At 72.3% G+C, this 20,541-nt stretch carries 22 protein-coding genes; 17 read left to right on the forward strand and 5 right to left on the reverse strand.

Features of this window, described 5'->3' with window-relative positions; all coding sequences use genetic code 11:
- The 6 genes from B351_RS0106290 to B351_RS0106315 all read left to right on the forward strand — a co-directional run.
- A partial coding sequence (locus B351_RS0106290) for a class I SAM-dependent methyltransferase (protein ID WP_019398197.1) occupies window positions 1-681 on the forward strand: 681 nt, incomplete at its 5' end.
- Between the two features lie 8 nt (window positions 682-689).
- On the forward strand, window positions 690-1,400 hold the full coding sequence (locus B351_RS0106295) for a pseudouridine synthase (protein ID WP_026010436.1): 711 nt from the start codon (window positions 690-692) through the stop codon (window positions 1,398-1,400).
- Window positions 1,397-2,101: an HAD family phosphatase gene (locus tag B351_RS0106300; protein WP_019398199.1), complete on the forward strand. Its 705-nt coding sequence runs from the start codon at window positions 1,397-1,399 to the stop codon at window positions 2,099-2,101. The genes B351_RS0106295 and B351_RS0106300 overlap by 4 nt, the downstream gene beginning before the upstream one ends.
- Window positions 2,102-2,167: 66 nt before the next feature.
- Window positions 2,168-2,563 (forward strand): DUF2946 family protein, encoded by a 396-nt coding sequence (locus B351_RS0106305; RefSeq protein WP_019398200.1) that lies wholly within the window; start codon window positions 2,168-2,170, stop codon window positions 2,561-2,563.
- A 103-nt stretch (window positions 2,564-2,666) separates the two neighbouring features.
- Window positions 2,667-4,796 (forward strand): TonB-dependent siderophore receptor, encoded by a 2,130-nt coding sequence (locus B351_RS0106310; RefSeq protein WP_232207902.1) that lies wholly within the window; start codon window positions 2,667-2,669, stop codon window positions 4,794-4,796.
- Window positions 4,797-4,805: 9 nt separating this feature from the next.
- Window positions 4,806-6,083, forward strand: coding sequence for a hypothetical protein (locus tag B351_RS0106315; protein WP_019398202.1), 1,278 nt, complete (start codon window positions 4,806-4,808; stop codon window positions 6,081-6,083).
- Window positions 6,084-6,090: 7 nt separating this feature from the next.
- Here the strand turns inward: B351_RS0106315 and B351_RS0106320 are convergent, their stop codons facing one another.
- From B351_RS0106320 to B351_RS0106330, 3 genes are all read right to left on the reverse strand, one after another.
- Window positions 6,091-6,897 carry an SDR family oxidoreductase gene (locus tag B351_RS0106320; RefSeq protein WP_026010437.1) on the reverse strand — a complete coding sequence of 269 codons (807 nt, stop codon included), beginning with the start codon at window positions 6,895-6,897 and terminating at the stop codon, window positions 6,091-6,093.
- A 70-nt stretch (window positions 6,898-6,967) separates the two neighbouring features.
- Window positions 6,968-7,516: a DUF1415 domain-containing protein gene (locus B351_RS0106325; RefSeq protein ID WP_026010438.1), complete on the reverse strand. Its 549-nt coding sequence runs from the start codon at window positions 7,514-7,516 to the stop codon at window positions 6,968-6,970.
- Window positions 7,517-7,550: 34 nt separating this feature from the next.
- Window positions 7,551-8,033: a YajQ family cyclic di-GMP-binding protein gene (locus B351_RS0106330; protein ID WP_019398205.1), complete on the reverse strand. Its 483-nt coding sequence runs from the start codon at window positions 8,031-8,033 to the stop codon at window positions 7,551-7,553.
- An 86-nt stretch (window positions 8,034-8,119) separates the two neighbouring features.
- On the opposite strand from B351_RS0106330, the gene B351_RS0106335 reads away from it, so the two are divergent.
- From B351_RS0106335 to B351_RS0106360, 6 genes are all read left to right on the forward strand, one after another.
- Window positions 8,120-9,019, forward strand: a complete 900-nt coding sequence (locus B351_RS0106335; protein ID WP_019398206.1) for a DMT family transporter — start codon at window positions 8,120-8,122, stop codon at window positions 9,017-9,019.
- A gap of 106 nt (window positions 9,020-9,125) precedes the next feature.
- Window positions 9,126-10,133, forward strand: a complete 1,008-nt coding sequence (locus B351_RS0106340) for a methionine ABC transporter ATP-binding protein (RefSeq protein ID WP_026010440.1) — start codon at window positions 9,126-9,128, stop codon at window positions 10,131-10,133.
- Window positions 10,130-10,831 (forward strand): methionine ABC transporter permease, encoded by a 702-nt coding sequence (locus tag B351_RS0106345; protein WP_019398208.1) that lies wholly within the window; start codon window positions 10,130-10,132, stop codon window positions 10,829-10,831. The genes B351_RS0106340 and B351_RS0106345 overlap by 4 nt, the downstream gene beginning before the upstream one ends.
- Window positions 10,832-10,867: 36 nt before the next feature.
- Window positions 10,868-11,674 (forward strand): MetQ/NlpA family ABC transporter substrate-binding protein, encoded by an 807-nt coding sequence (locus tag B351_RS0106350; RefSeq protein ID WP_019398209.1) that lies wholly within the window; start codon window positions 10,868-10,870, stop codon window positions 11,672-11,674.
- 9 nt (window positions 11,675-11,683) lie between these two features.
- The gene (locus tag B351_RS0106355) at window positions 11,684-12,235 is read left to right on the forward strand and encodes a hypothetical protein (RefSeq protein WP_019398210.1); all 552 of its coding nucleotides are present in this window, start codon (window positions 11,684-11,686) and stop codon (window positions 12,233-12,235) included.
- Between the two features lie 48 nt (window positions 12,236-12,283).
- Window positions 12,284-13,057 (forward strand): YiiX/YebB-like N1pC/P60 family cysteine hydrolase, encoded by a 774-nt coding sequence (locus tag B351_RS0106360; RefSeq protein WP_019398211.1) that lies wholly within the window; start codon window positions 12,284-12,286, stop codon window positions 13,055-13,057.
- A 57-nt stretch (window positions 13,058-13,114) separates the two neighbouring features.
- Here the strand turns inward: B351_RS0106360 and B351_RS0106365 are convergent, their stop codons facing one another.
- Window positions 13,115-13,735, reverse strand: coding sequence for an OmpW family protein (locus B351_RS0106365; RefSeq protein ID WP_019398212.1), 621 nt, complete (start codon window positions 13,733-13,735; stop codon window positions 13,115-13,117).
- A 385-nt stretch (window positions 13,736-14,120) separates the two neighbouring features.
- Here B351_RS0106365 and aceF point away from each other — a divergent pair, with 385 nt between their 5' ends.
- Both aceF and lpdA read left to right on the forward strand, forming a co-directional pair.
- Window positions 14,121-15,530, forward strand: a complete 1,410-nt coding sequence (aceF, locus tag B351_RS0106370) for a dihydrolipoyllysine-residue acetyltransferase (protein WP_019398213.1) — start codon at window positions 14,121-14,123, stop codon at window positions 15,528-15,530.
- A gap of 10 nt (window positions 15,531-15,540) precedes the next feature.
- Window positions 15,541-17,649, forward strand: a complete 2,109-nt coding sequence (gene lpdA, locus B351_RS0106375; RefSeq protein ID WP_019398214.1) for a dihydrolipoyl dehydrogenase — start codon at window positions 15,541-15,543, stop codon at window positions 17,647-17,649.
- Window positions 17,650-17,729: 80 nt separating this feature from the next.
- On the opposite strand, the gene B351_RS0106380 is transcribed toward lpdA, so the two are convergent.
- A complete protein-coding gene (locus B351_RS0106380) occupies window positions 17,730-18,554 on the reverse strand; it encodes a hypothetical protein (RefSeq protein WP_019398215.1) in 825 nt (274 codons plus the stop codon).
- 346 nt (window positions 18,555-18,900) lie between these two features.
- Here B351_RS0106380 and B351_RS0106385 point away from each other — a divergent pair, with 346 nt between their 5' ends.
- The 3 genes from B351_RS0106385 (at window position 18,901) to atpE (ending at window position 20,490) form a co-directional block, all read left to right on the forward strand.
- Window positions 18,901-19,269, forward strand: coding sequence for a hypothetical protein (locus B351_RS0106385; RefSeq protein ID WP_026010442.1), 369 nt, complete (start codon window positions 18,901-18,903; stop codon window positions 19,267-19,269).
- A gap of 72 nt (window positions 19,270-19,341) precedes the next feature.
- Window positions 19,342-20,139, forward strand: coding sequence for a F0F1 ATP synthase subunit A (gene atpB / locus B351_RS0106390; RefSeq protein ID WP_019398217.1), 798 nt, complete (start codon window positions 19,342-19,344; stop codon window positions 20,137-20,139).
- A gap of 69 nt (window positions 20,140-20,208) precedes the next feature.
- A complete protein-coding gene (gene atpE, locus B351_RS0106395; protein ID WP_013534007.1) occupies window positions 20,209-20,490 on the forward strand; it encodes a F0F1 ATP synthase subunit C in 282 nt (93 codons plus the stop codon).
- Window positions 20,491-20,541: the final 51 nt, after the last annotated feature.

Below are 20,541 nucleotides of genomic sequence, written 5' to 3' on the forward strand. Positions count from 1 at the left end.
AAGGACCTGCAGCAGCTGGCCGGGCTGGACGGCAACCTGGCCAAGTTCCACTGCCGCGTGTTCTGGACCCCGCCGTTGCAGGGACCGCGCGACGCCGCGCTGGCCGCGCAGTGGCGCGGCGGCGACGCGGTGCGGCCGCTGCCGGGCGGGCGCTTCCACAGCCGCCCCGGCGTGTTCGCCTGGGACCGGATCGACGCCGCCTCGGCGCTGCTGGCCACGCACCTGCCGGCCGACCTGCGCGGGCGCGGCGCCGACCTCGGCGCCGGCTGGGGCTACCTCGCCGCCGAGGTGCTGGAACGCGCGCCGGGCGTGACCGCGCTGGACCTGTACGAGGCCGAGTTCCGCGCGCTGGAGCTGGCGCGCCGCAACCTTGCCGGGGCGCGCATCGCGCCGGGCTTCCACTGGCACGACGTCACCGCCGGGCTGGCCCGGGGCGGCTACGACTTCATCGTCAGCAACCCGCCGTTCCACGCCCACGACCGCGGCGACCGCCCGGAACTGGGCCAGCGATTCATCGAGGTGGCGGCGCAGGCGCTGCGTCCCGGCGGGCGCCTGCTGCTGGTGGCCAACCGCCACCTGCCGTACGAGGGCACCCTGGCGCAGGCGTTCGGCCAGCGCAGGGTGCTGGCCGAAGCGGGGGGATTCAAGGTGATCGAGGCAACCAAGGGAGCGTCGCGTTGAGCAAGTCGATGAAGCTGGTCAAGCACCTGGCCAACCTGGGCTACGGCAGCCGCAAGGAGGTGGCCTGGATGTTCCGCGAGGGCCGCGTCACCGACGCCAATGGCGGGGTGCTGTACCAGGACGACCCGCTGGACCACGACAACGTGCGCGTGGACGGGCAGCCGCTGGACCCGCCGCCGGGCCTGGTGCTGATGCTGCACAAGCCGGCCGGCTACACCTGCTCGACCAAGGACCCGGGCCGCATCGTCTACGACCTGCTGCCGCCGCGCTTCCGCCTGCGCAACCCGGTGCTGTCCACCGTCGGACGGCTGGACCGCGACACCACCGGGCTGCTGCTGATGACCGACGACGGCCAGCTGCTGCACCGGATCGTCTCGCCGAAGTCGAAGCTGGCCAAGGTCTACGAGGCCGGGCTGGCCGAGGACCTGCGCGGCGACGAGGCGCAGCTGTTCGCCAGCGGCACCCTGGTGCTGGAAGGCGAGGACACGCCGCTGCTGCCGGCGCGCCTGGAGGTGCTGGGCCCGCGCCGCGCGCGCCTGGTCCTGCACGAGGGCCGCTACCACCAGGTGCGGCGCATGTTCGCCGCCGCCGGCAACCGGGTGCTGGCACTGCACCGGCCGCAGGTGGGCGGGCTGGAGCTGGGCGGGTTGCCGGAAGGACAGTGGCGCCAGCTCGGCCAGGCCGACCTCGACGCGCTGTTCGCCGGAGCGGGCGCGTGAGCGCCGGCGCGGGCCTGGCCCCGCTGCCATTCGCCCCGGAGGCGGTGCTGTTCGACATGGACGGGCTGATGCTGGACAGCGAGCGCGCCATCACCCGCTGCTACGCGCGCGCCGCCGCCGCGCTCGGCCACGACCTGCCCGAGGACTACTGGCTGCAGATGGTCGGCACCGGCGATGCCGCCTGCCGCGCGATGCTGGTCGAGCGCCTGGGCCAGGCCCAGGCCGATGCGTTGCTGCAGCGCTCCGGCGCCGAGTACAGCGCCATGGTCGATGCCGGCATCCCGCACCGTCCCGGCATCCTCGCCCTGCTGCAGTGGCTGCAGGAGCGCGGCGTCCCGCGCGCGGTCGCCACCTCCACCCGCAACCCGCTGGCCAGCCACAAGCTGCGCCAGGCCGGCCTGCTGCCGTACTTCCCGGTGGTCTGCACCGCCTCGGACGTGGCCCATCCCAAGCCGGCGCCGGACGTGTACCTGCTGGCCGCCAGCCGCCTGGGCGTGGAGCCGGCGCGCTGCCTGGTGCTGGAGGACTCGCCCGCCGGCGTGCGCGCCGCGCTGGCCGCGGGCATGACCCCGATCCAGGTCCCGGACCTGGTGGCGCCGGACGCGGCCACCCGCGCCCTGGGCCACCGCATCGCCGCCTCGCTGGAGCAGGTGCTGCCGCTGCTGCAGGCGGTGTTCGACCCGGTGGCGGCGGCGGACTGAGCGCCGCCGCGCGGCTGGGACCATCTGTCACTGGCCGTGCGCGCCCCTTTGTCTAGAATCCGCCCCATGCTGCGCGCCTCCCGCCTCCACCGGCTCCTGGCCCCGCTGGCCCTGCTGGCGGGGCTGTTGCTGGCGTTGGCGCCGGTGGCCGGGCGCGTGCTGGCCGCCGGCGGCCCGCAGCTGCTGGCCGGCTGGTCCGAGTTGTGCACCGCCGAAGGCCTGCAGCTGGCGCCCAGCGAGGCCCGCGATGCCGACGGCGCACCGCTGGCGCCGGCCAGCCTCCATGGCGACGCCGACTGCCCCTACTGCCCGCTGGCTGCCTCGCTGGCGCTGCCGGCGACGGCGACCGCGACCGTGCCCGGCCTGGCCCCGGCCACGCCTCCCGCCCGGCGTGCCAGCCCGCGGCGCCGCTTCCGCCGCCTCCACGGTCCCGGCAGCCGTGGACCGCCGCTCCAGGCCTGAACCGCGAACCGTCCCGCGCGGCCACGCCGCGCGTTCCCGCGTCCTGGAGCCCAACATGCCCTGCCACCGCCTGCCGCCAACCGCGGCACGCCGGACCGTGGCCATGCCCGCGGTCCTGCTTCTCCTGTCCCCGATCCCGATCGTGCATGCCGGCCAGGCGCCGGCCACCACCACCCTCGATGCCGTGCAGGTCAGCGGCCGCGCCGGGCCGCTGCAGGCGCCGGCCGGCAGCGCCTCGCGCCTGGGGCTGGACGTGCTCGACACCCCGGCCGCAGTCACCGTGGTCGAACGCGACACCCTGGACGCACGCGGCGTGCGCACCACCCAGGAAGCCCTGGCCGCGGTGCCCGGCCTGACCGCCGCCGCTCCGCCCGGGCAAGGCAACAACGTGGCCTGGCGCGGCTTCTCCGGCAGCCAGGTCAGCCAGCTGTTCAACGGCATCGACGTGCAGTACGCCAGCATCGCCGCGCGTCCGGTGGATGCCTGGCAGTACGAGCGGATCGAGGCCATCGGTGGCCCTTCCAGTTTCCTGCATGGCGTGGGCGCCGTCGGCGGCGCGATCAACTACGTCACCCGCCTGGCCAGCCTCGGACACGACCAGGCGCGCTGGCGCGCGGCCTGGGGTTCGCACCGCGACGGCACCGTGGCCTTCGGCATGAACCTGCGCGATGCCGCCGCGCGCCAGGCGCTGGCGCTGGACCTGAGCGCGCGCGATGGCGACAGCTGGATCGATGCGCAGCAGCGCAGCGCGCTGGCGGCGGCCGGGTCGTGGCGGGTGCGGCTGGCGCCCGGGCTGGAGCACGTGCTGGCCCTGGAATGGCAGGACGAGGACGTGCGGCGCCCGTACTGGGGGGTGCCGGGCGAGGCCACGGGCGGGCGCCTGCGGCTGGATCCGGCCCTGGCCGCGCGCAACTACAACGTCGGCGACGGCCGCTACGCCCAGGACGTGCGCTGGGTGCGCTCGCTGCTGGAATGGCAGCGCGGCGACGGCGACCGCGTGCGCAACACGGTCTACCACTACGACGCCCTGCGCGATTACCGCAACGTGGAGAGCTACCGCCTGGCGGAGGGCGGCGTGCAGCGTTCCGGCGCGCTGCTGCAGCGCCACGACCACGAGGTGTGGGGCAACCGCAGCGAATGGCTGCACGAGGGCCTGCTGGCCGGCCGCCCCGCGCGCTGGGCCGTGGGCGCGGAGGCGGCGTGGAACCGGCAGACCCGCTTCCCGCTGTCGCTGCCGGGCGTGGTCGACACCGTGCCGGTGGACGCGGTGGCGCCGGGCCGCTTCCTCGACGTGCCGGGCGCGGAACTGGCTTACCGACCGGACCGCAGCAACCGCCTGCGCAGCCAGGCGGGGTATGCCGAGAACCTCACCACCCTGGGCGCCGGCGTGTCGCTGCTGGCCGCGCTGCGCCACGAACGCCTGCAGCTGGAGGTGCGCAACCACCGCGCGCCCGGCCCCGGCAACCCCGCGCGCTTCGAGCGCCGCTACCGGCCGACCACCGGCCGCCTGGCCCTGGAATGGGCACCGGCGCCGAACGCGCGCGCCTACGTCCAGGCCAGCACCGCCGCCGACCCGCCGGCCGGCGTGCTGAGCACCGCCAGCTTCGCCCAGCTGCGCGACTTCGACCTGTCCAGCGGACGCCAGGCCGAGCTGGGTGCCAAGCTGCAGTCGGCCGACGGCCGCAGCCACGCCACCCTGGCCGTGTACCGCATCGTCCGCCGCAACCTGGCGGTGGCCGACCCGGACAACCCGGGCCAGACCCTGCCGGTGGGGCGGCAGTCCGCGCGCGGCCTGGAGCTGGCCTTCGGCTGGAAGCCGGCGCAGCGGCTGGCGCTGGACGGCAACCTGGCCTGGGTGGATGCGCGCCTGGACGCGTTCACCGAGACCGTCGCCGGCCAGGCGGTCTCGCGCGCGGGCAACCGCCCGCCCAACATCCCGGCGCGGGTGGGCAACCTGTGGCTGGACTGGCAGCTGCAGCCGCGCTGGGCGCTGGGTGCCGGCCTGCGTGCGGTATCGGCGCGCCAGGCCGACGCGGCCAACAGCCTGCGCGTGCCTGGCTACGCCACCTGGGACGCGCACCTGCGCTGGCGCGCCGGCGCGCGCACCGAACTGACCCTGCGCGGGCGCAATCTTGGCGACCGCCGCTACATTGCCCAGGCACTGGGCGGGCAGATGGCCTGGCCGGGCGATCCGCGCAGCTGGGAACTGGTCCTGCACCAGGCCTTCGACTGAGGACAGCGCATGCATACGCCATCGCCATCCAGCCACTGGCGCGCCACCGTCGCGGCGCTGCTGCTGCCGCTGCTGCTGGCTGCCTGCGGCCGCGACACGGAAACGCCGGTCCGGCCGCTGCAGGCGCAGCCGTGGACCCTGCCGGCGCCGCCCGGCGCGGCCCAGCCGGACCTGGTGCGGGCGCCGGACGGGCGCCTGCTGCTGAGCTGGCTGGAACCAGCCGGCGACGGCCACCGCCTGCGGCTGGCCGGTACCCGCCCTGGCGCGGACTGGGAACCCACGCGCACCATCGCCGAAGGCAGCGACTGGTTCGTGAACTGGGCCGACACCCCGCACGTGTACGCCCTGGGCGACGGCTCGCTGTGGGCGCACTGGCTGCGCAATACCGGTCCGTCGCGCATGGACTACGGCATCGCGCTGGCGCGTTCCGGCGACGACGGCCACAGCTGGACCCCGGCTGCCGCGGTGCATCCGGGCGGCAGCCGCGGCGACCACGGCTTCGTCAGCTTCTGGGAACAGGGCCAGGGCCAGCTTGGCATCGCCTGGCTCGACAGCCGGCAGAAGGCGGCCGCGGCCGGCGGCGGACACGACGGCCATGACGGCGACGGCCACCACGGCGGCGCGGCAATGATGCTGCGCGCCGCCGTGCATGGCGCCGATGGCGCGCAGCTGCGCGAATGGCCGCTGGATGCCTCCACCTGCGACTGCTGTCCCACCGCCGCCGCGCGCAGCGGCAAGGGCGTGGTCGTGGTCTACCGCGGGCGCGGCGCGGGCGAGATCCGCGACATCCGCATCGTGCGCTTCGACGGCCAGGCGTGGACGCCGCCGCGGCCGGTGCATGCCGATGGCTGGCACTTCGCCGGCTGCCCGGTCAACGGCCCGGCGGTGGCGGCCCAGGGCCCGCGGGTGTGGGTGGCCTGGTACACCGAGGCCGGCGGCTGGCCGGAGTTGCGCGCGGCGGTGTCGCAGGACGGCGGCGACAGCTTCGCCGCGCCGGTGACCCTGGTGCGCGGGCCGCAGCTGCTGGGCCGGGTGGCTGTGGCCGCCGCCGACGACCAGCTCTACGCGGCGTGGCTGGAGGAACTCCCCGAAGGCCTGCAACTGCTGCGCCTGATGCGCTACACGGCCGACCTGCGGCGCGGGGAGATGCAGGTCGTGGCCACCTTCCCGGCGCGCGGCCGCGCCAGCGGCATGCCGCGCATGCAGGTGGCCGACGGCGCCGCCTGGCTGGTGTGGACCGAGGTGGTGGACGGCACCCCGGCGCTGCGCGGCGCGGTCGCGCGCTGAAGCGCGCTCAGGCGTACTGCATCTTGCGGGTCATGCCGCCGTCGACGATGAATTCCTGCCCGGTGGTGAAGCCGGACAGCCCCGGCGCCAGCAGGTGGACCGCCAGCGCGGCGATGTCTTCCGGGGTACCGACGCGCCCGGCCGGATGCTGGGCGTGGTCGCGGCGCGACAGCTTCGGCCGGCGCCGGCGTGCGGGTGCCTGCCAGGCCTCGGTGGCGATCCAGCCGGGGCTGATGCAGTTCACCCGCACCCGCGGGCCTTCGCTGAGTGCCAGCGCGTGGGTCAGCGCGACCAGTCCGCCCTTGGCCGCGGCGTAGGCCTCGCTGTGCGGCTCGGACTGGTGGGCACGGGTGGAGGCGATGTTGACGATGGCGCCGCCGCCGGGCGCCTGGCGCAGCGCGGGCAGGGCATGGCGGCTGCACAGGAAGGCGCCGTGCAGGCTGGACAGGCGCCGGTTCCACCCGGCGAAATCCAGCGCTTCCAGCGGCGGCACCTGCGGATCGGGCAGGCCGGCGTTGTTGACCAGGCCGTCGATGCGGCCGAAGCGCTCCAGCGCCGCGGCCACGAACGCCGCGGTGCTGCGCTCGCTGGCCACGTCCAGGCGGCGGAACATGGCCCGCCCCGGGACGCCCCATTCGCGCAGGCAGGCGCGGCCGGCTGTGGCGTCGAGGTCGCCGATGGCCACGCAGCCGCCGGCGCCCAGCACCGCCTGGGCGATGCCGCGGCCGATGCCCTGGGCGCCGCCGGTGACCAGGACCACGCGGTCCCGTAGCGGCGCGGGATCCCAGGGCTGGACGGGAGGGACGATCGGCATGGCGTGGCTCCGTTGCGGCTGCAGTGTGGCGTGCGCGGCGTGCAGGCGCGGTCGCCGCGCGCCGGCGCGCTCAGCCGGCCTCGTCCGCGAGCAGCCTGCGCCAGCCCTCGTGGCCGAGCTTGCGCAGGGTGGCGTAGTTGCGCTCCACGATCACGTCCGGGTCCGGGTAGGCCTCCACCGCGCGGGCCACGCTGTCCTCGCGCAGCAGGTGCAGGGTCGGGTAGGGCGCGCGGTTGGAGTAGTTCTCGATGTCGTCCGGGCGGCTGTCGGCGAACTGGTAGTCCGGGTGGAAGCTGGCCACCTGCAGCACGCCGTCCAGCTCCAGCGCCTCGACCAGGGCGTCGGCCTGGTCGAGGAAGTCGTTGTAGTCGAGGAAGTCGCCCAGCACCAGCGGGTGCACCAGCAGGGTGGTGTCGACCTGTTCGGCCGGGGTGTCGCGCAGCAGCACCAGCTCCTCGCCCAGCTGCTCCAGCAGCTGCCCCGGCGTGGTCGCGTCGCTGGCGACGAAGCGCACCTGCTCCTTGACGTACACCGCCTTGGCGAACGGGCACAGGTTCAGGCCGATCACGGCCCGCTCCAGCCAGCGCCGGGTATCGGCCAGGACCCTGGCCTCGTCCAGCGCGGCGTCCCCGCCGGGGTTGCCGATGGCCGGATCAGTCACGGAAGTTCTCGAACTGCAGCGGGATGCCGAAATCGCCCTTGCGCAGCAGGGCGATGGCCTCCTGCAGGTCGTCGCGCTTCTTGCCGTTGACCCGCAGCTTCTCGCCGTTGATCTGGCTGTCGACCTTGAGCTTGGCGTCCTTGAGCGCGGCCTGGATCTTCTTGGCCGTCTCGCGCTCGATGCCCTGCTTCACGGTGACCTTCTGCCGCGCGCCGGCCAGGTTGGTCTCGATGTCGCCGAACTCCAGGCAGCGGATGTCGATGCCGCGCGCGGTCATGCGCTGGCGCAGGATGTCGGTCATCTGCCCGAGCTGGAAATCGCTGGGCGCGGACTGGCTGATCACGTTGTCCTCCAGCACGAACTTCGCGTCCACGCCCTTGAAGTCGAAGCGGGTGGTCAGTTCGCGGCTGGCCTGGTCGACGGCGTTGGTCAGCTCGTGGGTGTCCACTTCGGACACGATGTCGAAGGAAGGCATCGGGGGGCTCCTTGTGCGGATGCGCACATTCTAGGCGGTGCCCGCGCCGGCGCGCGCATCGGCGCGCGTGCGCGGATAATGCGTGCATGCCCCCACGTCCCCGCTCGAACCTGGCGGCCGCCGCCTGGATGGTCGCCGCCATCGCCTGCTTCTCGCTGATGGACACGGCGATGAAGCTGCTCTCGGCCCGCTACCCGCCGCTGCAGGTGACCCTGCTGCGCGGCGCCGCCTCGCTGCCGTTCGTGCTGGCCTGGGTGATGGCCACCGCCGGCCCGCGCTCGATCCTGCCGGTGCGCTGGGGCCTGCACCTGCTGCGCGGCGCGCTGGGCATGGCCATGATCGGCTGCTTCGTGTTCGCGCTCAAGCGCATGCCGCTGTCCACCGCGTACACGATCTACTTCGTCGCGCCGCTGCTGGTGGCGGCGCTGTCGGTGCCGCTGCTGGGCGAGAAGGTGGGGCCGCGGCGCTGGACCGCCATCGGCATCGGCCTGGTCGGCGTGGTGGTGGTGCTGCGCCCGGGCGCAGGCGGCTTCGCGTCGCTGCCGGGGCTGATGGTGCTGCTGGCGGCCACCGCCTACGCGATCGCCGCGGTCACCGTAAGCCTGCTGACCCGCACCGACACGCCGCAGTCGATGGTGGTCTGGTTCCTGGCGATCATGGCCGTCGGCGCGGGGCTGGCGGCGATCCCGGGCTGGGTGCCGCTGCAGCGCGGCGATGCGCCGCTGATCCTGGGCCTGGGCCTGGCCGGGGCGCTGGGGCAGGTCGCGCTGACCGCGGCGTTCATGCGCGGCGACGCCTCGCTGGTGGCGCCGCTGGAGTACACCGGCCTGGTCTGGGTGATCGGCTGGGACTGGCTGTTCTGGCGCACCCTGCCGGACGCGGGGACCTGGATCGGCGCGGCCATCATCATGGGCAGCGGCCTGTACCTGCTGCGCCGCGAGCGCACGGTCGGCGCCGCGCGCAGCGCGCCGCTGGACCATTCCTGAGCCGGCCGGGACGCTGCGGGGCGCGGCTGGAACGCCGCGCCACGCCACCGGGGCACGGCAGCTGCTAGGCTTGCCGGCCCGCGCGTCGATGCCCTTCCGCTCCCCCGTGATCCGGTTCCAGCAGGTCCACAAGTCCTACGCCGTGGGTGGCCGCCAGGTCGCCGCCCTGCATCCGCTCGACCTGGAGATCCGGGCCGGCGAGGTGTTCGGCATCATCGGCCACTCCGGCGCCGGCAAGTCCACCCTGATCCGCCTGATCAACCGCCTGGAGGCGCCCAGTGGCGGCCAGCTGTGGGTCGATGGCCAGGACGTGGCGGTGCTGGACGGCGAGGGCCTGCGCGCGCTGCGCCGGCGCGTGGGCATGATCTTCCAGCACTTCAACCTGCTGTCCTCGCGCACGGTGGCGCAGAACGTGGCCTTCCCGCTGGAACTGGCCGGCGAGCCGCGCGCGCGCATCGACGCGCGGGTGGCGGAACTGCTGGAGCGCGTCGGCCTGGCCGAGCACGCGAACAAGTATCCGGCGCAACTTTCCGGCGGGCAGAAGCAGCGCGTGGGCATCGCCCGCGCCCTGGCCACCGGGCCGAAGATCCTGCTGTGCGACGAGGCCACCAGCGCGCTGGATCCGCAGACCACCGCCTCGGTGCTGTCCCTGCTGGCCGGGATCAACCGCGAGCTGGGCCTGACCATCGTCCTGATCACCCACGAGATGGACGTGATCCGCCGCGTCTGCGACCGCGTGGCCGTGCTCGATGCCGGCCGCCTGGTCGAGAGCGGCCCGGTCACCGAGGTGTTCCTGCACCCGCGGCACCCGACCACGCGCCGCTTCGTGTCCGAGGCCGAGCACGTGGACGAGCATGGGTTGCATGCCGACTTCGCCGCGGTGGAAGGGCGCATCCTGCGCCTGACCTTCCTCGGCGCCGATACCTACGCGCCGCTGCTGGGCCGCATCGCGCGCCAGTGCGGCGTGGACTACAACATCCTGTCCGGCCGCATCGACCGCATCCGCGACACGCCCTACGGGCAGCTGGTCGTGGCCCTGGTCGGCGGCGACGCCGACGCCGCGCAGCAGGCGTTCGCGGCGGCCGGCGTCACCGTGGAGGTGCTGCGCGCATGAGCACGTTTGCCCTGGTCGCCGCCGCGGACGGCTCCTTCCGCAACCTGGACGCCGGCAAGTGGGCCGAGATCGGCCAGGCCACGCTGGATACCCTGGCCATGCTCGGCGGCGCGCTGCCGCTGACCCTGCTGGCCGGCCTGCCGCTGGGCGTGCTGCTGTTCCTGTGCGGCCCGCGCCAGCTGCACGAGCGCCGCGGGCTGTACGCGGTGCTGTCGCTGGTGGTGAACATCCTGCGCTCGGTGCCCTTCATCATCCTGATGATCGCGATGATCCCGCTGACTCTGGCGGTGATGGGCACCTCGCTGGGCGTGCGCGGCGCGATCCTGCCGCTGGTGGTGGGCGCGGCGCCGTTCTACGCGCGCCTGGTGGAGACCGCGCTGCGCGAGGTCGACCGCGGCGTGATCGAGGCCACCCTGGCGATGGGCGCGACCACCTGGCAGCTGGTGTGGCGGGTGCTGCTGCCGGAGGCGCGGCCCGGGCTGGTCGCCGGCGCCACCGTCACCACCATCGCCCTGGTCGGCTTCACCGCCATGGGCGGCGCGATCGGCTCCGGCGGCCTGGGCGACCTGGCCTTCCGCGACGGCTACCAGCGCTCGCACACCGACGTGGCCCTGGTCACGGTGGTGCTGCTGCTGGTGCTGGTGCAGCTGGTGCAGATGCTGGGCGACCGCCTGGTGGCCCGCTACAGCCGCCGCTGAGCCGTATCCTTCCCCCAACCCACACGGACTCCCCCCATGCGCGCCATCCTCCTGCCCCTCCTGCTTGCCGCCAGCACCGTGCTTGCCGGTTGCGGCGGCGGCTCCGGTTCCGCCGCCGGCGGCGACCAGACCCTCCGCGTGGCCGCCACCGCGGTGCCGCACGCGGAGATCCTGGCGGTGGTCAAGCCGATGCTGGAGAAGGAGGGCGTGCGCCTGCAGGTGCGGGTGTTCAACGACTACGTGCAGCCCAACGACCAGGTCGCGCAGAAGCACATCGACGTCAACTACTTCCAGACCGAGCCCTACCTGCAGGCCTACAACCAGGGCCGCGGCACCGACCTGGTGGCCGTCGCCGGCGTGCACATCGAGCCGTTCGGCGCCTACTCGCGTCGCCACGCCTCGCTGGAGGCACTGCCGGCCGGCGCCGACGTGGCCATCCCCAACGATCCGAGCAACAACTCGCGCGCGCTGATCCTGCTGCACACCGCCGGCGTGATCACCCTGGCCGACCCGACCAACGCCCTGGCGACCCAGCGCGACATCACCGCCAACCCCAAGGGGCTGAAGTTCCGCGAGCTGGATTCGGCGATGCTGCCGCGCATCCTCGACCAGGTCGACCTGGCCCTGATCAACACCAACTACGCGCTGGACGCCGGGCTGGACCCCACCCGCGACGCGCTGGCGATCGAGGGCAGCGATTCGCCCTACGTGAACTTCCTGGTCGCGCGCCCGGACAACCGCGACGATCCGCGGGTGCAGGCGCTGGCGCGCGCGCTGACCAGCCCCGAGGTCAGGGACTTCATCCAGCGCAGGTACAAGGGCGCGGTGCTGCCGGCGTTCTGAGCCGCGCCCGTGCCGCTGCTGCTGGCCCTCGTCGCCGCCCTGGCGCTGTTCCTGGCCCTGCTGCCGGTGGCGCTGGCGCTGCGCATCCGCGGCGCGTTCAATACCCGCCGCCAGGCCTGGCTGCTGCCACTGCGGCTGGCCTGGTGGTCGAGCCTGCTGTCGGCGGTGCTGTTCGCGCTGGCCGCGCTGCTGGCGGGCTTGTTCTGGCGCAACGTGTGGACGTACGTGCCGTTGGCGGCGTTGGCCGGCATCGTGCTGGGCCTGCTCGCCACCACCCGCGTGCGCTTCGTCGAGACCACCGCGGGCCTGTTCTACCGCACCAGCCCGGTGGTGTCGGTCGGCCTGCTGGCGCTGGTCCTGGTGCGGCTGGTGGCTGGCCTGGTGCAGGGTTTGCGCGTGGCCTTCGGTGATGCCACCTGGCCGGAGTCGGGCTGGCTCAGCCATGCCGGGATGATGGCGGTCGGCGGCCTGCTGCTGGGCTATGCCCTGGTGATGACCCGTTACCTCTACATGCGTACCGCGGCGTACAGGCGCGACGGCGGGGTCCTGCGCCGGCCCTGAGCGGCCGGCGTCGGTTAGCCTTGGCCGGTCCACCCGGGGAGGAACACGATGGTGTTGCAGTGGATCGGAAGGCGCCTGGCGCGGTTCCTGGCGCGGCCGCGTCCGGGCCGCGCGCGCGGTCCCAGCAGTCGCCTGGAGCTGGTCGCGGCCAGCCTGCGCCGCGGCGACGTGCTGCTGGTCGAAGGCACCAGCCGCTTCTCCAGCGCGATCAAGTACCTCACCCAGTCGACCTGGTCGCACGCGGCGCTGTGCCTGGGCGTGCCGGAGGGCGGCGACCAGCCCTGGTTCGTGGACGTGGACGTCAACGACGGCGTGCGCACGGTGCCGCTGTCGGAGTTCGCCGGCCTGCACCTGCGCATCTGCCGCCCGGTGGGCCTGGGCGCGGCCGAGATCGACGCGGTGGCCGGCTACATGCTGCAGCGGCTGGGCTACAGCTACGACCTGAAGAACATCCTCGACCTGGCGCGTTACCTCATCCGCCAGCCGCCGCTGCCGGACCCGCTCAAGCGGCGCATGCTGGCGCTGGGCAGCGGCGAGCCGACCAGGGCGATCTGCTCGACCCTGCTGGCCCAGGCCTTCGGCTCGATCGGCTATCCGATCCTGCCGGAGATCGAGGTGCTGGAGGCGGCCGGTCCCGGCGGGCGCTTCGCCCGCGAGGAAGTGCTGCACATCCGCCACCACAGCCTGTACACCCCGCGCGACTTCGATGTCTCGCCGTTCTTCCGCATCGTCAAGCCGCGGCTGGAGGCCGGCTTCGACTACCGCCGCCTGGTGTGGGCGCCGCCGCCGGTGGTGGACGCGCCGCTGGAGCCGGCGCGCTGACGCAAAAAAGGACGGGCCCGCGGGCCCGTCCTGTCGCCGTGTCGTGCGGCGGGAGCGTCAGAAGCGCGCGCCGATGCCGACGCCGACGGTACACGGGTCGAGCTTGAGCTCCTGCCCGGTGCCGGCGCCGTCGATGCGGACTTCCGGGCGCGAGTGCATGTAGCGCACGTCGGTGCGCGCGAACCAGGTCTCGTTGATGTTCATGTCCACGCCGACGGTGCCGATCGCGCCCTTGGCGGTCTCCAGGCCGACCACGCCGCCCAGGCCGGCGACTTCCTCGTCGCTGAAGTTGGACTCGTAGTAGCCCAGGCCGACGAACGGGCGGAAGGTCTGCCCGGCCTGGCCGAAGTGCCACTGGCCGCTCAGCGCGATCGGCTGCTGCTCGACCGTGCCCAGCTTGCCCAGGTCCTTGTCGCGCACGCGGTGGTCGAACTTGTCGGCGGCGCCCCACAGCTCCACCGCGAAGTTCTCGGTGGCGTACCAGCTGGCGCTCAGGGTCGGGGCCGGGCCACCGTCGACCTTCAGGTTGTTGCCCGGATCGGAGGGCTCGATGTGGGCGATGCCGCCAACCACGGCGAAGCGCTTGTCCGCGGCGGTGGAAGAGGCGTCCTGGGCGAAGGCCGGGGCAGCGGCCAGGGCGGGGACGAGGGCGAGGGTCAGGATTCGAATGGACCGCATGGGGGAGTCTCCTTTGTTGTTCTAGGCGCCCTTGGAGTGGGCGCGACCGAACGTAGGAGCACGGGGATGAACCAAACCCTGCCGCACGGGGCGCGTCGTGCGCGGCGTTCAGGCAAACCGCCGCAGGCCGCGCCGTTGCTTGCCCGCCGGCGCGGACCGGGTTCATCCACGTCGGCGCGGCGTGGAAGGTGGGCGAGGGGCGGGTGAGCGTGATGCGCCGGTGAGGGCGGGTGCACCCTGCGCTTGCGTATGGTCACCGTTGCAGCCGTAGCGCCTGAAAGCGGCCTTCAATGTTCCCGCAGCGCGACAGTGGCGGAGGTTGGCGGGTGGGGCGCGGACGGACACAATAGGGGTCTTTCCCCACGTACAACGCCGGAGCCCTGGCATGGCCGAAATCAAGGAAGCGCGCGTCCCCGACATCGGGGATTACAGCGACGTCCCCGTCATCGAAGTCCTGGTCGCCGTTGGCGACACCGTGAACCAGGACCAGGGCCTGGTGACCCTGGAGTCGGACAAGGCGACGCTGGAAGTGCCTTCTCCCTATGCCGGCGTGGTCAAGGAACTGAAGGTCAAGCTTGGCGACAAGCTGTCCGAGGGCAGCGTCGTGGCCCTGATCGAGGTCGCCGAAGGCGGCAGCGCGCCGGCCCCCGCCGCCGCGCCGAAGGCCGAGGCCGCCCCGGCCGCGCCGCAGACCCCGGCCGCCTCGGTCAAGACCGCCGAGACCGGCGAGCGCATCGAGCCGGTGGCCGTGCCCGAAAACACCGACAACCTCGCCCAGCGCGACATCGGCCAGGCCCAGCTGCAGCAGCCGTCCGGCCCGCGCACCCCGCCGGTGGAGTTCAACGCCGACAGCGTGCTGCCGGAGAAGGTGCCGTATGCCACCCCGGCGGTGCGCCTGTTCGCGCGCGAGCTGGGCGTGGACCTGGCCCGGGTCAGCGGCAGCGCCCGCGGCGGCCGCATCACCCGGGAGGACGTGCAGCGCTACGTCAAGTCGGCGCTGGCCGGCGGCGCCGCGGCGTCCGCTCCGGGCGGCGTTGCCACCGGTGGCGGCCTCAACCTGCTGCCGTGGCCGAAGGTGGACTTCAGCAAGTTCGGCGAGATCGAGACCAAGCCGCTGTCGCGGATCAAGAAGATCTCCGGCGCCAACCTCGCCCGCAACTGGGCGATGATCCCGCACGTCACCCAGTTCGACCAGGCCGACATCACCAACCTGGAAGAGCTGCGCGTGCAGCTCAACAAGGAGCAGGAGAAGGCCAAGTCCGGCATCAAGCTGACCATGCTGGCGTTCCTGCTGAAGGCCTCGGTCGCCGCGCTGAAGCAGTTCCCCGAGTTCAACGCCTCGCTGGACGAGTCCGGCGAGAACCTGACCCTCAAGAAGTACTTCCACATCGGCTTCGCCGCCGACACGCCCAACGGCCTGGTCGTGCCGGTGATCCGCGACGTCGACAGGAAGGGCGTGCTGCAGATCGCCCAGGAAATGGGCGAGCTGGCGAAGAAGGCGCGCGAGGGCAAGCTGGGCCCGGCCGAGATGACCGGCGGCTGCTTCTCGATCAGCTCGCTGGGCGGCATCGGCGGCACCGCGTTCACCCCGATCATCAACGCGCCGGAAGTGGCGATCCTGGGCGTGTCCAAGTCCAGCTTCCAGCCGGTGTGGGACGGCAAGCAGTTCCAGCCGCGGCTGATGCTGCCGCTGTCGCTGAGCTACGACCACCGCGTGATCGACGGCGCCGCCGCCGCGCGCTTCACCAGCTACCTGGCCCAGGTCCTCGCGGACATGCGCCGCGTGCTGCTGTAACGGAGGGCACATGGCGAACACGATCGAAGTGAAGGTCCCGGACATCGGCGACTACAAGGACGTGCCGGTCATCGAGGTGCTGGTCGCCGTTGGCGACACGGTGAAGAAGGACCAGGGCCTGGTCACGCTGGAGTCGGACAAGGCCACCCTGGAAGTGCCGTCCTCGGCCGAGGGCGTGGTCAAGGAAGTGAAGGCCAAGGTCGGCGACAGGCTGTCCGAGGGCAGCGTGGTCGTGGTGCTGGAAGCCGCCGGTGCCGCCGCGGCGGAGGCGCCGAAGGCGGCCGCCCCGGCTGCCGCCGCGCCCGCGCCTGCTCCGGCCGCTCCCGCCGCGGGTGGCGGTGCGGTCGAGGTCAAGGTTCCGGACATCGGCGACTACAAGGACGTCCCGGTCATCGAGGTGCTGGTCGCCGTCGGCGACACGGTGAAGAAGGACCAGGGCCTGGTGACGCTGGAATCGGACAAGGCCACCCTGGAGGTGCCGTCCTCGGCCGACGGCGTGGTCAAGGAAGTGAAGGTCAAGGTCGGCGACAGGCTGTCCGAGGGCGACGTCGTGGTGGTGCTGGAAGCCGCGGGCGCGGCCGAGGCGCCGGCCCCGGTGGCGCCGGGCAGCAAGCCGCCGGTGACCCCGTCGCACCGCGCCCCGGCCGAGCCCCCGGCGCCGAAGCCGGCGCTGGCCACCGGCCGCCCGGCCGACATCGAATGCCGCATGGTCGTGCTCGGCTCCGGCCCCGGCGGCTACACCGCCGCGTTCCGCGCCGCCGACCTGGGCCTGGATACGGTGCTGGTCGAGCGCTATTCCAGCCTCGGCGGCGTATGCCTCAACGTCGGCTGCATCCCGTCCAAGGCGCTGCTGCACTCGGCCGCGATCATCGAGGAGGCCGCGCACGCCGGCGAGTGCGGCATCGAGTTCCCGGCGCCGAAGATCCACCTGGACAAGCTGCGCGAGTACAAGGAGAAGGTCGTCGGCCAGCTGACCAAGGGCCTGGCCGGCATGGCCAGGCAGCGCAAGGTGCGCGTGGTCCAGGGCGTGGGCAAGTTCGTCTCGCCCAACGAGCTGGAGATCACCGGCGCCGACGGCAAGGTCCAGCTGCTGCGCTTCGAGCAGTGCATCATCGCCGCCGGGTCGCAGGCGGTGAAGCTGCCGAACTTCCCGTGGGACGACCCGCGGATCATGGATTCGACCGACGCGCTGGAACTGGCCGAGGTGCCGAAGAGGCTGCTGGTCGTCGGCGGCGGCATCATCGGCCTGGAAATGGCCACCGTGTACAGCGCCCTGGGCGCCAAGGTCACCGTGGTCGAGTTCATGGACCAGCTGATGCCGGGCGCCGACAAGGACCTGGTCAAGCCGCTGGCCGACCGCCTGAAGAAGCAGGGCATCGAGGTGCACCTGAAGACCAAGGCGGCCGGCGTGAAGGCCGACAAGAAGGGCATCACCGTGACCTTCGAATCGGCCGTGGAAGGCCAGAAGCCGGAGCTGGAGTCGGGCACCTGGGACCGCGTGCTGGTCGCCGTCGGCCGCGCGCCGAACGGCAAGAAGATCGACGCGGAAAAGGCCGGCGTGCAGGTCACCGAGCGCGGCTTCATCCCGGTCGACCGGCAGATGCGCACCAACGTGCCGCACATCTTCGCCATCGGCGACATCGTCGGTAACCCGATGCTGGCGCACAAGGCCACGCACGAGGGCAAGCTGGCCGCGGAAGTGGCCGCTGGCGAGAAGAAGGAGTGGGTGGCGCGGGTGATCCCGTCGGTGGCCTACACCAGCCCGGAAATCGCCTGGGTGGGCGTGACGGAGACCGAGGCCAAGGCCAAGGGGTTGCAGGTCGGCGTCGGCAAGTTCCCGTGGGCGGCCAGCGGCCGCGCCATCGGCATCGGCCGCACCGAGGGCTTCACCAAGCTCATCTTCGACGAGGCCACCCACCGCATCATCGGCGCGGGCATCGTCGGCGTGCATGCCGGCGACCTGGTCTCCGAACTGGCGCTGGCGATCGAGATGGGCGCCGAGGCCGGCGACATCGGCCACACCATCCACCCGCACCCGACCCTGGGCGAGACGGTGGCGATGGCGGCCGAGGTGTACGAGGGCACGATCACCGACCTGTACATCCCGAAGAAGAAGTAAGCCGGCGCCGCTGGCACCGCAACGAAGAACCCCGGCCTGCGCCGGGGTTCTTCGTTTTCCGCAGGTGTCGCCGGCGCGGTTCAGAACGCCAGGGTCACGCCCACCACCGGGCCCTTGAAGCGCTGGTCCCAGCCGGCCAGGCCGTCGCGCATGCCGTCGCCGGAGACCGTGCGCTTGACGTCCAGGCGGTACCACTCGTAGCCGGCGAACAGGCCGAAGTTGTCGGTGAAGCGGTACTCGGCCACGGCGTTGGCGCGGGTGATGCTGCCGTCGTAGTCGCCGAAATCGCCCCAGTCCGCGTCCAGGTACTGGCCCTGCAGGTTCAGCAGCCAGCGCTCGCCCGGGCGCGCGGTCAGGCGCACGCCGACCACCGGGGCGTAGCCGTCCTCGCTGGTGTCGTCGCTCCAGCGGTCCTCGCCGGCCTCCGCCACCAGGGTGGCCTTGGCCTTGGCCCACTCGGCGCCGATCTGCAGGCCCAGGCTGAAGGAATCGGTCTGCACCACCGAGTAGTCGTACAGCAGGCTGGCCAGCTGGAAGTCCAGCGTGGCCTCGGCGTAGCTGCCGGCGGGGATGGTGATGTCGTCGTAGGAGAGGTTCTCGCCGAGGGTCTCGCGGCGGCTCTTGTCGTAGTTGAAGTAGTCGAACACCAGGCGCTGGCGCTCGGACAGGCGGAACACGCCGTCGATGCGCGGCACCCACTCGTCGCTGCCGAAGTCGAAGCCTTGGGAGAAGCGGTACGGCTCGCCCATGAAGGTGGTGGAGGCCGACAGCTCGGTCTCGGCGGCGGCGCTCATCGCACCCACGCGCAGGGTGAAGCGGTCGCCGCGCGCGTCCTGGGCGGCGGCGGTGCCGGCGCAGGCCAGCAGGGCGGTGGCAAGCAGGGCGGGGGCGGGGTGGAAGCGCATCGGGTCGGGCTCTCGTGGGAGGAGGGGCCGCCACTATGCGGGCGCGTGCGGTCCAGAACCCGTGAGCCCGGCGCACAGGCCGGGTGAAGGCGGGCCACCCTACCAAAGCAGGCCCCTACCAAAGACGAAGGCCCCGGTGGGGACGGGGCCTTGGCGGCGACGGATCGACGAGGTACTCCGCGGCTGCAGGGGCTTACGACCGGGATTTTCCCGGCAAGTTCCCGCCCGGGGGCCGTGACTTGCGTCGGTTGTCCCGCAAATTGTCCCGCTGCTATACTTTTGCGGCTCAACGGGCGCATCTGCTGCAGTGCAGCCTGCTTCCGCCTCCCCTCACAGGTACCGTCGCGTGATCAATTCCGTTGCCGCAGCCCGGCGACAGGCCGTTCGCGCGATTGCCTGGCAGGCGATGGCGACGCTGCTGACCGCGCTGGCCTGCCTCTGGCAGGGCTGGAAGGCGGGCGCGGCGGCGCTGGTGGGCGGGGCTGCGGTGCTGCTGGGCGGCTGGATCGCGGCCCGCATCGGACTGGGCGGCGGCATCACCGGGGCGGTTCCGGCGATGGCGCGGCTGCTGGCAGGGATGCTGGCCAAGTGGTTCGTCCTGGTCGCCGTGATGGTGATCGGGGTGGTCGCCCTGGGATTGCCCCCGCTGCCGATGCTGGCGGCGGCGGCGGTCTCGCTGGTGGCGCAGGTACTGGCCATGGCGCGACATCCCTGAACGGCTCAGGCCGACGGGGCCGTTATACCGCAACACACAACTCCAGGTCGTTAGCACAGGAAGATCGGACCTATGGCGGGCGAGGCGGAACTTACCCCTACCAGCTACATCCAGCACCACCTGCACAACCTGACGGCGCACGTCGGCGAGGGCAGCTTCTGGACGATTCACGTCGACACGCTGGTGACCTCGGTCCTGATGGGCCTGCTGATGGTCTTCCTGTTCTGGCTGGCCACCCGCAAGCCGACGTCCGGCGTGCCGGGCAAGTGGCAGGCCTTCGTCGAGATCTGCCTTGAATTCGTGGACCGCCAGGCCCGCGACACCTACCACGGGACCAGCAAGCTGGTGACGCCGATCGCGATCACCCTGTTCTTCTGGATCCTGCTGATGAACCTGCTGAAGATGATCCCGGCGGACTTCATCGTGCAGCCGCTGCACGCGCTGGGCGTCTCCTCGTGGAAGCCGGTGCCGACCGCCGACGTCAACGCCACCCTCGGCATGTCGATCAGCGTGTTCTTCCTGATGCTGTTCTTCGCGCTGCGCGCCAAGGGCCTGGGCCACTTCACCGCCGAGTTCCTGACCGCGCCGTTCGGCAAGTGGATGATGCCGTTCAACCTCATCCTCAACATCGTCGAATGGCTCAGCAAGCCGATCTCGCTGGCGATGCGACTGTTCGGCAACATGTTCGGCGGCGAGATCGTGTTCCTGCTGATCTGGGTGCTCGGCGGCGCCGGCCTGCTGGGCATGCTCGGCGGCGCGGTCTTCGGCTTCGGCTGGATGATCTTCCACCTGCTGGTGATCCCGCTGCAGGCCTTCATCTTCATGATGCTGTCGATCGTGTACCTGAGCCTGTCCGAAGACAGCCACTGATTTCCCCCATTCGCTTCACCCTTCGTTCCCACCGTTTCACCAACTCAGCTATCCGTTCCGGAGAAAACCATGGAAACCGCACTGACCGCCCTCGCTTCCGTCCAGGCTTCGACCGTTCTGGCCATTGGCATCATGATCGGCCTGGCCGCGCTGGGCGCCGGCCTGGGCCTGGCCATCATGGCTGGCAAGTTCCTGGAATCGGCCGCCCGCCAGCCGGAACTGATCCCGGTGCTGCAGGTCCGCATGTTCATCACCGCCGGCCTGATCGACGCCGCGTTCATCATCTCGGTCGCCGTGGGCCTGCTGTTCGCCTTCGCCAGCCCGTTCCTGGTCGGCGGCCTGGCCCCGTAACTGCCGGATCGTTCGATTCGACGGGTCTGCCGCCGGTCCGCTTCGCGGGAA

This window comes from Pseudoxanthomonas sp. GW2, assembly GCF_000283075.1.
Taxonomy (GTDB): domain Bacteria; phylum Pseudomonadota; class Gammaproteobacteria; order Xanthomonadales; family Xanthomonadaceae; genus Pseudoxanthomonas.

Bases quoted from the DNA above. Each gene is read 5' to 3' on its own strand.
- B351_RS0106295 (WP_026010436.1), top strand. From the start codon at position 690: ATGAAGCTGGTCAAGCACCTGGCCAACCTGGGCTACGGCAGCCGCAAG.
- B351_RS0106305 (WP_019398200.1), top strand. From the start codon at position 2,168: ATGCTGCGCGCCTCCCGCCTCCACCGGCTCCTGGCCCCGCTGGCCCTG.
- B351_RS0106310 (WP_232207902.1), top strand. From the start codon at position 2,667: ATGCCCGCGGTCCTGCTTCTCCTGTCCCCGATCCCGATCGTGCATGCC.
- B351_RS0106315 (WP_019398202.1), top strand. From the start codon at position 4,806: ATGCATACGCCATCGCCATCCAGCCACTGGCGCGCCACCGTCGCGGCG.
- B351_RS0106320 (WP_026010437.1), bottom strand. From the start codon at position 6,897: ATGCCGATCGTCCCTCCCGTCCAGCCCTGGGATCCCGCGCCGCTACGG.
- B351_RS0106330 (WP_019398205.1), bottom strand. From the start codon at position 8,033: ATGCCTTCCTTCGACATCGTGTCCGAAGTGGACACCCACGAGCTGACC.
- B351_RS0106335 (WP_019398206.1), top strand. From the start codon at position 8,120: ATGCCCCCACGTCCCCGCTCGAACCTGGCGGCCGCCGCCTGGATGGTC.
- B351_RS0106345 (WP_019398208.1), top strand. From the start codon at position 10,130: ATGAGCACGTTTGCCCTGGTCGCCGCCGCGGACGGCTCCTTCCGCAAC.
- B351_RS0106350 (WP_019398209.1), top strand. From the start codon at position 10,868: ATGCGCGCCATCCTCCTGCCCCTCCTGCTTGCCGCCAGCACCGTGCTT.
- B351_RS0106360 (WP_019398211.1), top strand. From the start codon at position 12,284: ATGGTGTTGCAGTGGATCGGAAGGCGCCTGGCGCGGTTCCTGGCGCGG.
- B351_RS0106365 (WP_019398212.1), bottom strand. From the start codon at position 13,735: ATGCGGTCCATTCGAATCCTGACCCTCGCCCTCGTCCCCGCCCTGGCC.
- aceF (WP_019398213.1), top strand. From the start codon at position 14,121: ATGGCCGAAATCAAGGAAGCGCGCGTCCCCGACATCGGGGATTACAGC.
- lpdA (WP_019398214.1), top strand. From the start codon at position 15,541: ATGGCGAACACGATCGAAGTGAAGGTCCCGGACATCGGCGACTACAAG.
- B351_RS0106380 (WP_019398215.1), bottom strand. From the start codon at position 18,554: ATGCGCTTCCACCCCGCCCCCGCCCTGCTTGCCACCGCCCTGCTGGCC.
- atpB (WP_019398217.1), top strand. From the start codon at position 19,342: ATGGCGGGCGAGGCGGAACTTACCCCTACCAGCTACATCCAGCACCAC.
- atpE (WP_013534007.1), top strand. From the start codon at position 20,209: ATGGAAACCGCACTGACCGCCCTCGCTTCCGTCCAGGCTTCGACCGTT.